The sequence below is a fragment of the Streptomyces sp. NPDC059917 genome (genome assembly GCF_042730635.1).
Lineage (GTDB): Bacteria > Actinomycetota > Actinomycetes > Streptomycetales > Streptomycetaceae > Streptomyces.
The window spans coordinates 57,487-72,304 of record NZ_JBHWLC010000014.1; the positions used below are offsets into that span (position 1 = coordinate 57,487).

General features: G+C 73.0%; 16 protein-coding genes. 9 read left to right on the forward strand and 7 right to left on the reverse strand.

Features of this window, described 5'->3' with window-relative positions; genetic code table 11:
• The first annotated feature begins 174 nt into the window (after window positions 1–174).
• Window positions 175–2,121 (forward strand): protease pro-enzyme activation domain-containing protein, encoded by a 1,947-nt coding sequence (locus ACFWAR_RS11195; RefSeq protein WP_385775485.1) that lies wholly within the window; start codon window positions 175–177, stop codon window positions 2,119–2,121.
• Window positions 2,122–2,269: 148 nt separating this feature from the next.
• Here ACFWAR_RS11195 and ACFWAR_RS11200 read toward each other — a convergent pair whose 3' ends face one another.
• Window positions 2,270–3,259, reverse strand: a complete 990-nt coding sequence (locus tag ACFWAR_RS11200; RefSeq protein ID WP_385775487.1) for an SDR family NAD(P)-dependent oxidoreductase — start codon at window positions 3,257–3,259, stop codon at window positions 2,270–2,272.
• Between the two features lie 205 nt (window positions 3,260–3,464).
• On the opposite strand from ACFWAR_RS11200, the gene ACFWAR_RS11205 reads away from it, so the two are divergent.
• The 5 genes from ACFWAR_RS11205 to ACFWAR_RS11225 all read left to right on the forward strand — a co-directional run bounded on the left by ACFWAR_RS11205 (window position 3,465) and on the right by ACFWAR_RS11225 (window position 6,764).
• Window positions 3,465–3,716 carry a hypothetical protein gene (locus ACFWAR_RS11205; RefSeq protein ID WP_385775489.1) on the forward strand — a complete coding sequence of 84 codons (252 nt, stop codon included), beginning with the start codon at window positions 3,465–3,467 and terminating at the stop codon, window positions 3,714–3,716.
• Between the two features lie 33 nt (window positions 3,717–3,749).
• On the forward strand, window positions 3,750–4,706 hold the full coding sequence (locus ACFWAR_RS11210) for an arylamine N-acetyltransferase (RefSeq protein ID WP_385775491.1): 957 nt from the start codon (window positions 3,750–3,752) through the stop codon (window positions 4,704–4,706).
• Between the two features lie 110 nt (window positions 4,707–4,816).
• Complete coding sequence (locus ACFWAR_RS11215; RefSeq protein WP_385775493.1) at window positions 4,817–5,185, forward strand: zinc ribbon domain-containing protein YjdM; 369 nt, start codon at window positions 4,817–4,819, stop codon at window positions 5,183–5,185.
• Between the two features lie 108 nt (window positions 5,186–5,293).
• Window positions 5,294–5,515: a hypothetical protein gene (locus tag ACFWAR_RS11220; RefSeq protein ID WP_385775495.1), complete on the forward strand. Its 222-nt coding sequence runs from the start codon at window positions 5,294–5,296 to the stop codon at window positions 5,513–5,515.
• A gap of 79 nt (window positions 5,516–5,594) precedes the next feature.
• Window positions 5,595–6,764 (forward strand): XRE family transcriptional regulator, encoded by a 1,170-nt coding sequence (locus ACFWAR_RS11225; protein WP_385775497.1) that lies wholly within the window; start codon window positions 5,595–5,597, stop codon window positions 6,762–6,764.
• A gap of 415 nt (window positions 6,765–7,179) precedes the next feature.
• Here the strand turns inward: ACFWAR_RS11225 and ACFWAR_RS11230 are convergent, their stop codons facing one another.
• The gene (locus ACFWAR_RS11230) at window positions 7,180–7,794 is read right to left on the reverse strand and encodes a TetR/AcrR family transcriptional regulator (protein WP_385775499.1); all 615 of its coding nucleotides are present in this window, start codon (window positions 7,792–7,794) and stop codon (window positions 7,180–7,182) included.
• A 98-nt stretch (window positions 7,795–7,892) separates the two neighbouring features.
• Here ACFWAR_RS11230 and ACFWAR_RS11235 point away from each other — a divergent pair, with 98 nt between their 5' ends.
• Both ACFWAR_RS11235 and ACFWAR_RS11240 read left to right on the forward strand, forming a co-directional pair.
• Window positions 7,893–8,249 (forward strand): rhodanese-like domain-containing protein, encoded by a 357-nt coding sequence (locus ACFWAR_RS11235; RefSeq protein WP_385775501.1) that lies wholly within the window; start codon window positions 7,893–7,895, stop codon window positions 8,247–8,249.
• Between the two features lie 83 nt (window positions 8,250–8,332).
• Window positions 8,333–9,445, forward strand: coding sequence for an NlpC/P60 family protein (locus ACFWAR_RS11240; protein WP_385775503.1), 1,113 nt, complete (start codon window positions 8,333–8,335; stop codon window positions 9,443–9,445).
• 84 nt (window positions 9,446–9,529) lie between these two features.
• On the opposite strand, the gene ACFWAR_RS11245 is transcribed toward ACFWAR_RS11240, so the two are convergent.
• From ACFWAR_RS11245 to ACFWAR_RS11255, 3 genes are all read right to left on the reverse strand, one after another.
• On the reverse strand, window positions 9,530–9,796 hold the full coding sequence (locus ACFWAR_RS11245) for a protealysin inhibitor emfourin (RefSeq protein ID WP_385775505.1): 267 nt from the start codon (window positions 9,794–9,796) through the stop codon (window positions 9,530–9,532).
• 178 nt (window positions 9,797–9,974) lie between these two features.
• A complete protein-coding gene (locus ACFWAR_RS11250; protein ID WP_385775507.1) occupies window positions 9,975–10,259 on the reverse strand; it encodes a pyrimidine/purine nucleoside phosphorylase in 285 nt (94 codons plus the stop codon).
• A 92-nt stretch (window positions 10,260–10,351) separates the two neighbouring features.
• Window positions 10,352–11,815, reverse strand: coding sequence for an MFS transporter (locus ACFWAR_RS11255; protein WP_385775509.1), 1,464 nt, complete (start codon window positions 11,813–11,815; stop codon window positions 10,352–10,354).
• Window positions 11,816–12,008: 193 nt separating this feature from the next.
• On the opposite strand from ACFWAR_RS11255, the gene ACFWAR_RS11260 reads away from it, so the two are divergent.
• Window positions 12,009–12,626: a TetR/AcrR family transcriptional regulator gene (locus ACFWAR_RS11260; RefSeq protein ID WP_385775511.1), complete on the forward strand. Its 618-nt coding sequence runs from the start codon at window positions 12,009–12,011 to the stop codon at window positions 12,624–12,626.
• Window positions 12,627–12,651: 25 nt separating this feature from the next.
• On the opposite strand, the gene ACFWAR_RS11265 is transcribed toward ACFWAR_RS11260, so the two are convergent.
• Window positions 12,652–13,485 carry an alpha/beta fold hydrolase gene (locus tag ACFWAR_RS11265; protein ID WP_385775513.1) on the reverse strand — a complete coding sequence of 278 codons (834 nt, stop codon included), beginning with the start codon at window positions 13,483–13,485 and terminating at the stop codon, window positions 12,652–12,654.
• 446 nt (window positions 13,486–13,931) lie between these two features.
• Window positions 13,932–14,783, reverse strand: coding sequence for an aminoglycoside N(3)-acetyltransferase (locus ACFWAR_RS11270; RefSeq protein WP_385775515.1), 852 nt, complete (start codon window positions 14,781–14,783; stop codon window positions 13,932–13,934).
• Window positions 14,784–14,818: the final 35 nt, after the last annotated feature.

The following is a 14,818-nucleotide window of genomic DNA, read 5'->3' on the forward strand; positions in this document are numbered from 1 at the left end:
GCCGCATCCGGCGCCGCGTCAATTCCATTTGCTGGAAAGCTCTTTGAGCTTTCTTGATCGCTCCGTGTCCCCGGCATGAACCGTTCCTGACAAGAGTTGCGCGGTAGTGCGCGGCGTACACCGGCCCGTCGGTGTACGGCCCGCGACCACCTCCATCTCACCCCAAGGGATGTCATGAGAAGCACCCGCACGCGGCGCCGCACCCTGGGCGCCATCGCAGCGACACTACCGCTGCTCACCGGCGCGTTCGCCCTGGCGGTTCCGTCCGCGCAGGCCGCCGGTCCCGTCCCGGGAGGCAGGGTGGCCCTGGAGGGCACCCAGCCCGCCTGGGCCACCGCCGCCGCCGACCAGGGGGCGGCGGCGTCCTCCGCGAAGGTGAACGCCCGGGTGTACCTGGCGGGGCGGGACGCGAAGGGGCTCAGCGCCTACGCCGCGGCCGTTTCGGACCCGCACTCCGCCACCTACGGCAACTTCCTGAGCCCCGCGCAGGCGCAACAGCGCTTCGGCGCGACCGCCGACCAGATCGGGGCCGTCACCCGTTGGCTCCAGCAGGCGGGGCTCTCCGTCACCGGTTCCAACCAGCACTACATATCGGTCTCCGGCGACGCGTCGGCGGCGGAGAAGGCGTTCGCCACCCAACTGCACGACTACCGCAAGGGCGGCAAGACCTACCGGGCCCCCTCGAAGGCCGCCTCGGCCCCCGGGGACCTCGCCGCCGCGGTCCTGACCGTGACGGGCCTGGACAACGCCCCGCACACCTCCACGCACCAGGACACGCTGCCCGGCCCCGGCGCCGGTTTCCGCAACGCCGGTCCCTCGTCGACCTACTTCGGGTCGAACGTGGCCAAGACCCTGCCCGACGCCTACGGCACGAAGATCCCGTACGCGGTCAAGGGGTACACGGGCCAGCAGCTGCGGGCGGCCTACGGCGCGGGCGGGTACACCGGCCAGGGCGTGACCGTCGCCATCACGGACGCCTACGCCTCGCCGACCATCGCCCAGGACGCGCAGAAGTACGCCGGGCGCAACGGTGACAAGCCCTACAAGGCCCGGCAGCTGCGCCAGGTCGTGCCCGCCGAGTACACCGCGACCGAGGAGTGCGACGCGTCCGGCTGGTACGGCGAGGAGACCCTCGACGTCGAGGCCGTGCACGCCGTCGCCCCGGACGCGAACCTCGTGTACGTCGCCGGTGCCTCGTGCAACGACCCCGACCTCCTCGACGCGCTGAACAAGGTCGTCGACAGTCGGCTGGCCGACATCGTCTCCAACTCGTGGGGCGACGTGGAAGCCAACGAGACCCCGGACATCGCGGCGGCCTACGACCAGACCTTCAAGTTCGGTGCCATCGAGGGCATCGGCTTCTACTTCTCCTCCGGTGACAACGGGGACGAGGTCGCCAACACGGGCAAGAAGCAGGTCGACACCCCGGCCAACTCGGCCTGGGTGACCGCCGTGGGCGGCACCTCCCTGGCCGTGGGCAAGGGCAACACCTACCAGTTCGAGACGGGTTGGGGCACCCTCAAGGCCCCGCTGAGCGCCGACGGCGCCAGTTGGACGGGCTTCCCGGGCGGCTACACGAGCGGCGCCGGTGGTGGCACGAGCGCGACCGTCGCCCAACCCGGCTACCAGCGCGGCGTCGTACCCGATGCGCTCGCCAAGGCGAACGGCGCCACCCGCATGCGCACCGTCCCGGACATCGCGGCCATCGCGGACCCCAACACCGGCTTCCTCGTCGGGCAGACGCAGTCCTGGCCCGACGGCTCGGTCTCGTACGACGAGTACCGCATCGGCGGCACCTCGCTCGCCGCGCCGGTGATCGCCGCGGTGCAGGCGCTCGCGCAGCAGGCCCGCCACCGCCCGATCGGGTTCGCGAACCCCGCGATCTACTCCCGGTACGGCACCCCGCTCTACCACGACGTCACGGATCACCCGCTGGGCAAGAACCGTGATCTCGCCGTCGCCCGGGTCGACTTCGCCAACAGCGTCGACGCCTCGGCCGGGCTGGTGACCTCGGCCCGCAGTCTGGGCAAGGACAGCTCGCTGGCCGCGGTGAGCGGGTACGACGTGGTGACGGGGGTCGGCTCGCCGGGCGCCGGCTACGTCTCCTCGTACCGCAGGTAGTCCTTCCTCGCCGTGCGCCGACGTCCGTCGCCCGGGGCCCGTCCGGCCCGGGCGGCGGACGCCGTACGGAGGCCCTCCGCGTCGGCCCGGGCGCCGGGCGCGCGCGGGCCGACGCACGTGCGCGCGCTCCCGCCGCCGCCCGGTCCGTTCACCGCGCCACGGGATCGGTGCCGGTCAGCTCGCGGCTCGCCTCCCACAGCCGCGCCGCGACGGACGCGTCGGCGAGGTGCTTCCACACCCGCTCGGGCCGGGGCTCGCCGCGCAGGCCGAAGACGCGTGGCCCCCACAGCCCGCCGCCCCGCACGTCCGGATCGAGCACCGCGCGGACCGCGGACCACGCACCGGCCTCCTTGCCCTGGACCATGAGGGCCGCGGGCGCCGCCCGGAGCGCCGCGCCGGTGGTCCGCACGTGGAGCGGTGGCCGCGACGGGGTGAGGGAGTCCAAGGCTCCGCCGGGATGGACCACCACGCTCGCCACCGTGCTCCCGGCGGCGCGCAGGCGGCGGTCGAGTTCCATGCCGAAGTACATCTGGGCCAACTTGGACCGGCCGTAGGCGGTCCCGGGCCGATAGTCCTGCCTGGACTGGAGGTCGCCCAGGTCGAGCCGCTCGGACTTCGCCGCGAAGCTGCCCACGGTCACGACGCGGGCCGTCGGCGCGGCCGACAGCAGGGGCATGAGCCACCGGGTGAGGGCGAAGTGGCCGAGGTGGTTCGTGCCGAACATGAGCTCGTGGCCGTCCCCGGTCTCCGCGCGGGTCCGTTCGTCACGTGCGACACCGGCGTTGTGGACCACCGCGTCGAGGCGCTCGACCGCCCGCGTCAGCGATTCCACCGCCGTCGGGAGCGAGGAGAGGTCGGCGAGGTCCATCCGGACGGCCCGCAGCCGCGCACCGGGGACCCGGGCGCGGATCGAGGCCATGGCGAGCTCGGCCCTGGCGGGGTCGCGGCTGCCGAGCACGACGGTGGCTCCGGTCGCCGACAACTGCTCCGCGACGAAGTAGCCGATGCCGGCGTTGCCACCGGTGACCAGGAAGACGCGCCCCGGGGCCGCGGGCGGCCGCCGCACGTCCCAGGACGGGACGGTGGCCGTCGACGTGGACGGGGACGGGGCGGCGGAGGTGGGCGATGCGGACGACATGGCTGCGGTTCTCCCGTGCTGTGGACGTCGGCGGCCCCGGACGTCTGCGGCGGCCGCTCGGGACCCACGTTCCCGGCCGCCACCGACACATCGCCGACGGACCGCCGCCCTGCCCGCCGCCCCACCGACATCCCGCCGACGCGGCGCCGGGGGAGGGGCGGCGCGCCCGTCCGTGACCTGGCTCCGGCCGACTCGTTTCTCCCACGTGACGCTAGACGACCTGTACACCAGCATCGTGTCCGAGGAGATCGACTCCTCGGCCGAACCCGAACGCTTGCCCCTCCTCACCCGGGCGGAGGCCGACCTCGCACTCGCCGTCCTCGACGTCGTCGCGGACGGCCCCATGGACGACGAGGTACGGGCCACCGCCCGGGCCCTGCGGTCCCGACTCGGCCCGCGCCTGTGCACGGAGGGGCCGCACGCGCATCCCGGAACGGTGTGGCGCACCCCGGCTTGACCTCGGACCGGGCCGAGGTAGGAGGATTGGATCATGAGCATCCAGCCAACCGACCCCGGGGCCACCGCGACCGCCGCCGTCAGCCCGACCGACCACCGACCCGACCGTTGGTCCGGTGAACTGCTCGACCTCGACGCCTACCTGGCCCGGATCGGTTACGACGGTCCCCGCGAGCCCACCCTCGCGGTCCTGCACGACCTCCAGCGCGCCCACACCACCGGCATCCCCTTCGAGAACGTCCACGCCGTCCTCGGCCGGGACCTGCCGCTCGACCTCCCCGCCGTCGAGGCGCGCCTCGTCCGGGACCGTCGCGGCGGCTACTGCTTCGAGCACGTGCTCCTCTTCGCCGCCGCCGTGGAACGCCTCGGTTTCCACGTCACCGGCATGATCGGGCGGGTCAGCCTCGGCGCCCCCAAGGTCCTCCCCGCCACCCACGGCCTGCTCGCCGTGACCACGCGCGACGACGACCGCACGTGGCTGTGCGACGTCGGCTTCGGGGCCGGCCCGCTCGGACCGATCGAGCTCGCGGACGGGGCCCACGTCGCCCACGACGGCTGGCGGCACCGGTTGGAGCGCCGGCCCGGCGCGCACGGCATCGACCAGTGGTGGCTCTACCAGAGCGCTCCCGGCGCGTCCGGCCCGGACAAGGACCCCGAGCGGGCCCCGACCCCCTGGATCGACCGGCACACCTTCACCCTCACCGCCCAGTACCCGATCGACTACGTCGTCGGCAGCCACTTCGTGGGCACGCACGCGCGCTCGCCGTTCGTCCGTCGGCTGTTCGCACAGCGCATGACCCCGGCCGCCCACCACAGCCTGGACGACCTGACGCTCGTCACCACCCGCCCCGACGGGACGAGCACCACCGGTGCGATCGCCCCCGAGGCCCTGGACGCGACCCTGCGGGAGGTCTTCGGGATCGCCCTCACGGAGGAGGAGCTCGGCGAGATCGCCGCCCGCCGAACGGCTGCCGCGCCGCCCGGGGCCTGAGCTGCAAAGGTTTGCAATTTGATACCTTTGTCGGGTTATTTCCCAGCGGGCCGCCGGTCTACCGGCGGTCCGCCGGGGTGTCCGGTCCTCGACTACAGAAACGTGTGCGAATGAGCGACAAGCTGCCTTCGTGTCCGAAGTGCTCCAGCGAGTACACCTACGAGATGAACGCTCTGATGGTGTGCCCGGAGTGCGGCCACGAATGGGTGCCCGCCGAGGGGGCCGAAGGCGCTGACGGCGCGGCTGGCGCCGCCGGGGAACGGGTCGTCAAGGACGCCGTCGGCAACGTACTGGGCGACGGCGACAGCGTGACGGTCGTCAAGGCCCTCAAGGTCAAGGGCAGCGCCTCGGGCATCAAGGCGGGCACCAAGGTCCGCAACATCCGGCTGATCGACGGCGTCGACGGCCACGACATCGACTGCCGGATCGAGGGCTTCGGCGCGATGCAGCTGAAGTCGAGCGTGGTCAAGAAGGCCTGACCGTCCGACCGTTGCCCGTGCACCGGGGTCGCGCGGGACATTTGTACCGTCGAGGACGGGATGCGCGGCCCTGTCGGGCCGACGGCCGCCTTCCGTAGCCTCGGAGGCATGGCGAAAACACATGAGACCGGACGGGACGACTCCTGGGAGGGAGTGGTCACCCGCACCTCCCGCGGCATGCTCGACGGCGCGAACATGTACCACTTCGTCGAGGTCCGCCTCGCGGACGGCGAAACGGTGAAGGTCCGGATCGGCCGTCGGCTCTGGAAGACGCTCGCGGTCGGCGACCGGCTCGTCAAACGCCCCGGCGCCGACCCGCACAAGGCGTAGCCTCCAGGAGCGCGCCCTCGGCGCGGCGGCCCCGCCGCCGACGCGCACGAAGGAGAAGACGCTGACCCGCTCCGGCCCGATGACCCCGCACGCGAAGAGTCCAGAGACCTGGCGCACGGAGCGCGAGCTGCTGAACCGCTCCCGGTTCGAGCTGGCGAGGCGCGCCGTGGCCGACGTACCCGAGGCCCTGCGCGTCGCCGGTACGCCCCTGTTGGCCCGGCCCGAGTGGATACCGGATCGGCCGGTGCTCCTGGACGACGTCCGCCTGGAGTGGGTCGAGGGGGCCGCCCCGGCGCCGATCACGGGGCGGGAGGCCTCCGTACGGGCGTCGTTGCCGAGGTCGGGGGGCGGGGCGGCGTTCGAGCGGTACGCGGACGCCGTGGAGGCGCTGGCCCGTCCCCGGCTGTACGAGAACCGGCAGTGCTACCGCCTGCTGGACGTCGACCACGATCCGGCCGGTCTCCCGCGGCTGCGCTTCGGCCGGGGCAGCTACTTCGACGTCATCGACGTCTGCGAGGCGTCGGCGCACGAGTTCGCGGTCGCGGCCGCGCAGGCCGGTCCCGGCGGCGCGGTCCCGGTGGCCGCCACGCCGTTCCGGGCGGAGATCGCGGACCCGACGGACCTCGCGCGCCGGTCGGTGGTGCCGGGGATCAGCACCCTCACGATCCGGCACGACGCCGGGGCCGGTACGGCGAGCTTCGTACTGCACTGGCGGGACCCGGCGAAGGTGGCCACCGGTGGCGGCCTCTACCAGGTGATGCCGGTCGGGATGTTCCAGCCGTCGGCGGACGCCCCCTGGAACGAGGCGAACGACTTCGACCTGTGGCGCTCCATCGCCCGGGAGATGAGCGAGGAGCTGCTCGGGTCGTCGGAGGACCACGGCAGCGCGACCCGCGCGATCGCCTACGACGAGTGGCCGTTCTACGCCGCGCTGCGGGAAGCGCGCCGTGCGGGCACGGCGCGGGTGTTCTGGCTCGGCCTGGGCATCGACGCGTTGACCTTCGTCTGCGACCTGCTCACGGTCGTCGTCCTCGATGCCGCCGCCTTCGACGCGCTGTTCCCCGAGCTGGTGGCCACGAACGACGAGGGCCACCGCGTGGTGGACGTCGAGGACGACACGGGGCGCTCGGTCGGCGTCCCGTTCCGCGCCGACCACGTGGAGCGCCTGACGGAGCGCGAACACATGCAACCCGCCGGCGCCGCCCTGCTCCGCCTGGCCTGGCGGCACCGGGAGACCCTGCTGCCGTAGCCGCGCGACTTCGGGACTCTCCGAACGGCGCGGCGGGCGGGCCATGAGGCGCGTCGGACGGCCCGTCGGCTGTCGCATCATCGCGCGGGCGAATCGACCCTCGGGGAATTGTGGGCGCCGCTCCACCTCAAGATCATCTAAGGGAGTGGTCGCGCTTGGCGGCCACCCTCCCCGCGATGAGCGACGGGGAGCCGGAGTTCCGAGAACAGCGGGAGCCATCGCATGGACCAGTGGATCATCGACGCCTTTTCCGTCATCGCCCGAGGGGTGGTGATCCTGCTCGGCATGATGTGACGGCCCGTTCCGCATACGGGGCGCCCGTAGCGGGCCCGTAGCGGACCGGCGCCCTCGGAGCCGCCCCCTCGTTCCGCCGGGGGCGGCTCCGAGGGGGCTCGGCCGTCCGGGCGGGCCACCGTCACGCGGCCGCGCGGGCGAGGCGGAGCAGACCCGCGCGCAGCCGTTCCTCGCCGAGTTCGGGGAGCAGCGCGGCGACGTGGTCGGCGGCCAGGGCCGCGAGCAGCGCGTGTGCGGCGTGATCGGGGTCGGGCGCCCCGGCGAGCTGGATCGCCACGTGCCGGTGCCAGAAGCGGTACGCGCCGATCCGGTAGCGCGCGCCGGGCGTGGCGGTCTCCGACATCCGCACCAGGGGCAGGTGTTCCAGCAGGTAGTCGACGTAGGCGTCGAGGAACGCCGCCAGGCGTTCGGGGGCCGGGGCGCCCGGTCCGAGCGGGGGCGGCCCGTGCAGCACGGCCTCCTGGAGCACCCGCTCGCGGGAATCGAGCAGCGCGGCGGCCAGTCCCGCCTTGTCTCCGAAGCGGCGGAAGAGGGTGCCCTTGCCGACGCCGGCGGCCGCGGCCACCTGGTCCATGGACACCGCCTCGACGCCGTGCTCGGCGAACAGGCCGGCGGCCGCGTCCAGTACGGCGGCCCGGTTGCGCGCCGCGTCGGCGCGCTCCTTGGGCGGCGGTGTCCGCAGGATCTCCAAGACCTGCGGCGGGTCCATCGCTCCGGTCACGTTCGGTCCTTCCATCTCTCGGCCTTCTCCCTGGCATTGCAGAAGCGGACTGCGGTCCGGTAATGTCACGACCTGTAAGAGGACTATAGTCCGTTTCTCTGGAAGGCAGTGGCATGACCCTCCTCATCACCCGCGAAGAGCTGGCCTCCGCGATCGACGACGGCGCCGTGACCGTCCTCGACACCCTGGGCGGCGCGTACTACGCCCAGCAGCACCTGCCCGGCGCCGTGGAGCTCCTCCGGGCGGACGTCGACGCCCTGGCGCCGACCCTCCTCCCCGACCTGGACGCCCCGATCGTCACCTACTGCTCCAACCCGGCGTGCCCGAACAGCGGGCAGGTCGCCGACCGGCTGACCGCCCTGGGCTACACCGACGTGCGCAAGTACCGCGAGGGCATCCAGGACTGGGTGGAGGCCGGTCTGCCCACCGAGGCCGCAGCCCCCGCCGCAGCCCCCGCCACGACCCTCTGATCCCGACCCCGGTGGCCTGAATCAGCCGCACGGGCGGCTGATCGGTCCCTGGTCCGCCACGGCCCGCGCAGGACAATCGTCGTATGTCCCTCTCGAAAGTCGTGCTGCCCGTAGCCGTCGGCGCCGTTATGGCCCTCGTCCCCCTGGCACCCCAGGGTTCCGCGACCGGCGCCCCGTCCTCGACGTCCGCGGCGTCGTCCTCGGCGGCTCCGACCGCCTGCAAGGGCGCCAGGACCTGCTACGTCGACGTGTCCGTCGCCCAGATCTGGGAGAGCCCCGAGAAGGTCCGGGCGGTGGACGCGAAGGCGCTCACCAACCCGGTCGACATCCGGGGCTGGTTCGCCGCGATGGCCCCCGACATCAACCTGCGCCGCGACGTCCCGGGGGAGACGCAGGCCCTGTACGGGGGCCGGGTCACCGTGGTGGACACGATGACCAAGGACGGCGTGCTCTGGGACAAGGTGGTCGTCCACGGCCAGCCCACTCCCCGGGACGCGGTCGGCTATCCCGGTTGGGTGCCGGACCGGCAGCTGACGAAGGTCCGGAAGAAGGCGCCGACCGGCTCGACCGCGGAGCGCGTCACCCGTGCGACGGCCTGGGGCTACGGCTCTCGGGAGGCACTGGCGACGGGAGCGAGGCCCAAGGGGGGCGTCGAGTACTCCTTCAACACGGAGTTCGCCGTGCAGCCGGTCCCGGGCGCTCCCTCCGTGGTGCGGGCCCGGGCGAACGACGGCAGCCCGATCTACTTCGACCGGGCCGCCTTCGCGAAGGTCCCGACATCGGGGGTGACGGGCGAGGACGTGGTCGCCGAAGCGCGCAAGTTCCTCGGCCTGGACTACCTGTGGTCGGGCACGGCCGGTTTCGGCTACGACTGTTCGGGCCTGACGAGCCAGGTGTACTCCGCGCTCGGCATCACGATCCCCCGCGACAGCCAGCCGCAGTTCGACGCGGGCGGCGGCGCGGTGCCGCCCGGTTCGGCCGCGGGCGAGTGGATCACGTCGACGGACGACCTCCGCCCCGGCGACCTGGTGGGCTTCGGCAGCAGCACGTCCAGCGTCACCCACATCGGCATCTACGTCGGAAGGAACGCCCAGGGCGAGCCGATGATGATCAACTCGCCCAGGACCGGGGAGAAGGTGCGCGAAGAGCCCCTCGCGAACCGCCCGTTCGTGGGCGCCACGCGTTTCATCGGCTGACGCCGGGGGACCCGGCCGCGCACCGGCGGCCGGGCCGCCGCCCGGTCGAGGACCGACCGGGCGGCCGAGTGACGGCCGGGCCGCTCAAGCGGCGGCGGTCAGCACGGTGTCGATCAACTGCCGCTGGTCTTCGGTGAGGTAGGGATCCTGCAACCGCACCAGCTTGTCGTCGAGCCGTACGAGGTAACGGAAGCCGTCGGGCACGGGCGTCCGCCCCGCGGCGCCGTCGTCGTCCGACGCGAGCTCGGCCAGCCGTTCCAGGGCGGGTCCGTCGGCGCGGCACGTCGTTTCGAGGGAAGCGGTGCGCTCCCCGCCCGCGAACCCGCCGGTGCGAGTGACGGTGATCAGCATGGTGGGACCTCCTTGAGTGGGGCGCGGCCCGGTCGGTCGTGCGGCCGGGAGGGACCCGGAGACCGAGCGGGGCCGCGCCAGCACCGCGCCTGCCCGCAAAACCCGTTCAGGCGCCCATCGGCGCTCGACCGAGCGCAAGACGTCCGAAAAGAGGCGGTCCTGTGATCACCGCGACGGGTCAGTCGCGGTACTCGCAGAGGTAGGCCGTGTCGCTCTCGACCCGGAGGTGGAAGGTGCTGTCGGCGGGAACGTCGAAGCGCGAGCCGGACGCGAAGGTCTCCCATGCCTCGGAGCCGGGCAGCCGGACCGTCAGGGCGCCGCTGACGACGTGCATGATCTCCCGCTGGGCGGTGCCGAATTCGTATGCTCCCGGAGCCATGACGCCGACGGTCGCCGGCCCGTCCGCGCCCTGGAAGGCGATGGACGTGACCGTCCCGTCGAAGTACTCGTTGACCTTGAACACGGGTGTCTCCTGGAAGCCGGGCGGTGTGCGTGACCAGCTCCTCGGGCTGGTCGCGCGAGTCTACTGCGGTGGCCGGAAACAGTAGGGGCGGGTCACCTGCGCGTGGTGGTGGGGGCGGACTCGGGCGCGGGGTCCGACGCGTCGCGCGGATCGGGGCGTTCCGGTCGCGGGGCGGGGATGAGGGCGGCGACGGCGCCGGACAGCAGGGCGAAGCCGCCGCCGAGGACGAGGCCCGTTCGGAAGCCGGTCTCGGAGGTGAGGGTGGCGCCCGCGGTGGTGGTGGTGAGCCGGGCCAGTACGACGCCGACGACGGCGGCGCCGACGGAGGTGCCCAGGGACCGCATCAGGGCGTTGAAGCCGTTCGCGGCGCCGGTCTCGGCGAGCGGCACCGCGCTCATGATCAGGGCGGGCATGGCGCCGTAGGCCAGGGCCACACCACTGTTCATGATCATCACGGCGACCATCAGGCCCGGCGCCGTCGAGGCGAGCAGCAGCGCCACGGCGTACCCCGCCGCCAGTACGAGCGCCCCGCCGACCAAGGTGACCTTCGGGCCGCGGGCGTTGGTGAGCCTGCCCCCGAGGGGGGAGACGGCCATCATCATGAGCCCGCCGGGGAGCATCCACAGACCGGCGGCCAGCATGGACTGGCCCAGGCCGTATCCGGTGGCCGCGGGGAACTGCAGCAGCTGCGGCACGACGAGCATGCTGGCGTACATGCCGAAGCCGATGAGGACGGAGGCGAGGTTCGTCAGCAGGACGCGCGGGCGGACGGTGGTGCGCAGGTCCACCAGCGGATCGCCGGTGCGCCACTCGAACCAGCCCCAGGAGGCCAGGATCACGACGGCCGCCGTGACCAGGCCCAGCGTGGTGGCCGAACCCCAGCCCCAGTCGGCCCCCTTGGACACCGCGAGCAGCAGGCACACCAGGCCCGCGGCCAGACCCAGGGCGCCGACGACGTCGAAGCGCTGGCCCTTGGCGGCGGCGGGCACCTCCGGCACGAAGGCCACGATCATGACGGCCACGACCACCGCGAGCGCGGCCGCGCCCCAGAAGAGGAAGCGCCAGTTCGCGTACTGGGCGATCGCGGCGGAGACCGGGAGGCCTATCCCGCCGCCGATGCCCATGGAGGCGCTCACCAGGGCGATGGAGGAGCTGAGCTTCTCGGCGGGAAGGACGTCGCGCAGCAGGGCGATGCCGAGCGGGATCATGCCCATGCCGATGCCCTGCAGCCCGCGTCCGACGATCATCGGTACGACGCTGCCCGCCAGGGCGCACACCACCGAGCCGGCGATCAGGGGCAGGCAACAGGCCAGCAGCATGCGGCGCTTGCCGACCATGTCGCCCAGGCGTCCGCTGATGGGGACGCACACGCCGGCGACCAGGAGGGTGGCCGTGACGACCCAGGCGGCGTTGGAGTGGGAGGTGTGGAGGAGGGTCGGCAGGTCGGTCAGCAGCGGGGTGACCAGCGTCTGCATGACGGCCGCGGCGACGCCCGCGAGCGCGAGCGTGGCGATCACCCTGCCGGTGTTCGGGGCAGCCGTGGGCGGTTGTGGCATGGAGGGTCCTCGGGGCGTGTGCGCAGGACCGGCCGGCCGGACGGCACGGGACCCGCGAGATACGGAGGGCACTGCCCGGCGGCGCGTGGCTGCGGGGTCGGCGCACACCACAATCAGTAGTCAACTATCAGTTCGTGACGCATGACGTGTCAACCAGATCTGATGGCCGACTATCGGTTGTATGGTCGAAGGCGTGTCGACCGAGACCCCCAGACCACTGCGCGCCGACGCCGTGCGCAACGTCGAGAAGATCGTGCGGGCGGCCCGCGACGTGTACGCCGAGCTGGGCCCCGACGCCCCGCTCGACGAGATCGCGCGCCGGGCCGGTGTGGGGATCGCGACGCTCTTCCGCCGCTTCCCGGACAAGGCCGCCCTGCTGAGGGCCGTGCTCGACCAGCAGTTCACGCACGACGTGCGCCCCGCCATCGACCGGGCCCTCGCCGACGAGGACCCCCGGCGCGGCCTCGGCGCCGTCATCGAGGCGGCCCTCACGTCGGCCGCCGACGAGTACCACGTGCTGACGGCCGCCCGGAACGCGGGCGTCTTCTCCGCGGAGACGGGCGCGCGGTTCTTCGACGCGCTCGACCCGCTGGTCGTGCGGGGCCAGGAGGCCGGGGTGATCCGCGCGGACCTCGTCCCCGACGACGTCAAGCGGATCATGAGCATGCTGGTCAGCGTGTTGTGGACGATGGATCCGACGGAAGACGGCTGGCGCCGCTACGTGACCCTGCTCCTGGACGGCCTGAACCCCACGGCGGCCAGCCCCCTCTCGCACCCGGCCCCTCCGCTCCTGCGCAGGCCGCACCCCTGAGTGCGGCCCGCTCGCGTCCGCTCGGCTACGACGGCGACGCCTGCGTGCGAGGGCCCGGCAGCAGGGGGGTGAGGAAGTCGAGCAGGACGGCGTTGAAGCGCGCGGGCTGTTCGGCGCCGGGCAGGTGGCCCGCCCGCTCGATGACGGCCAGGCGGGCGTGGGGGACCAGGCGTCGGATCGCCTCGGCGTCCGCGACGGGGGTGTACGCGTCGTCCGCCCCGACGACGATCAGCACCGGCTCCCGGACGTCGGGCAACGTGTCGCGGAAGTCCCGGCGTTCGGCCCGGCCGCGCAGTGCCGCCGCGGCGCCGCGGGGATCGGTGCCCCGCATCATGGCCAGCACGCGCGCGGCGACGTCCGGCATCGCGTCGACGTTGTACGCGGCGAGCATCTTGCCGATCACCTCGTCCGCGTATCCGCCCATGCCCTCGTCGAGGAGCCGGTCGGCCAGGCGGTTGCGGAACTCCTTGCCGTCCTCGGTCTCGGCCGGGGCGGAGGTGTCGGACAGGACGAGGGCGTGCACCCGCCCCGGGTGGCGGTGGTGGAACTCCATGGCGATCTGACCGCCCATCGAGACGCCGCCGACCACCGCGCGCTCGATGCCCAGGTGGTCGAGCAGCGCGGCGAGGTCGTCCGCGAAGTCGGAGAGGAACACCTTGCCCGGGGTGACCGCGCTGAGCCCGTAGCCGCGCAGGTCGGGGGTGATGACCCGGTAGCCGGCCGCGCCCAGCGCCTCGGCCTGGGGCGCCCACAGGGTGCGGTCGAAGGGGTGGCCGTGCACCAGGAGCACCGGCAGGCCCGCCGCCGGGCCGAAGTCGTCGTGGTGGAGCGTGGTACCGCGCAGGGTCGTGGCGTTCATACCGGGCACCCTAACTCCATGATCGCGTCGTGCGCGTGCTCGGTCGCGACCGCCATCGGTTCCGCTCGATATCCCGGAACTCCATCTCTTTCCGGCCGACTTGACATATTCGGCGAGGGAATTCACGCCCTGCGAAATTCTGCATTCGCCCCGAAAGGCCGCATTTCGCGCCGCGAGGGTGCCGACGCAATGCGCGATACGTGTAAGCGGCCGAGCCGATCGACCTGACGTATTGGGCCATTGGCGAGTGGTCGGCCCCCGCACGCGCTGCGTATGGTCTCGGCGCAAAGCTTTTGGAATCGGAAAGGAACCGACATCCTCGCGCCCCTCCCCGTCGGTCGGCTCGTGGCTCCGGCCGTCCCCGCCGCCCGCGTTCTCCTTTCCGGCGCACCGCGGCTCGCCACATGAACCGGGACCGGGGGCGGTGCCCCGGACGGCTGCGGGTGTCAGGCGGCGCGGGCCAGGGCCGCCTGCTGCTCGGCGGCCGCCCCCCAGGCGTCCTCGGCGAGCAGTTCGGCCAGCCGGTCCGCGGCGAAGTCGGTGTAGCGGCGGGACTCCATCAGCAGGCAGCGCGCGGAGCCGATGGTGCGGCTGCGGACCAGGCCGGCCGCCTCGGCCTCGGCGCCCAGCAGGGAGAAGAAGCGGCCGTTGTCCTCGGCGACGTCGGGGGTCTCCACCCACGCCCGCCCGTGCTGGATCTCGTACGGGAACCGGCGCACCTGGGTCCGGTGCCAGGGCACGCGCGACTCGGCGTGGTGCAGGAAGGAATTGCGGTTGTGGCCGACACCGAGCAGCAGGATGTGCGCCCCCAGCTCGTACATCCGCTCGAAGGGGGAGTCCGGGCCGAAGGCGTGCTGGAGCGGCTGCTCCGCGGTGATCGCGGTGGCCAGCGGGCCGACCGCCGCGACCGAGACCTGCGGATGGTGACCGCGTTGGCGCTCGGGCAGCGCCAGCACCGCAGTGGACACCGCTCCCATCGAGGTGGGGAGCCCGTCGTGGAAGTACGGCACGTGGCGCCGGTCCTCGTCCGCCCGTGCGTTCTCCAGGGGCGGTGTGTGCGGATGCGGGTCGCGGACCTGGGGCGTGAAGGTGGGCGCGACGACGGTGCCGGTCGGGCCGACGCACCTGCGCAGCGCCCGTACCAGCGCGTGGGCCCCGTGCCGTACCGGGCCGAAGGCGGAGAGCGACGCGTGCACCATCACGACGGCTCCCTCGGGCAGGCCCAGGGAGCGGAATTCTTGGTTCAGGAACTCTTCGTCGAGGAGGACGGTGTCCGGGCGGGCGTCGGGTATCGGCATGGTGTCCCTCGTCTCTGCGTGCGTCGCTCTGTGGG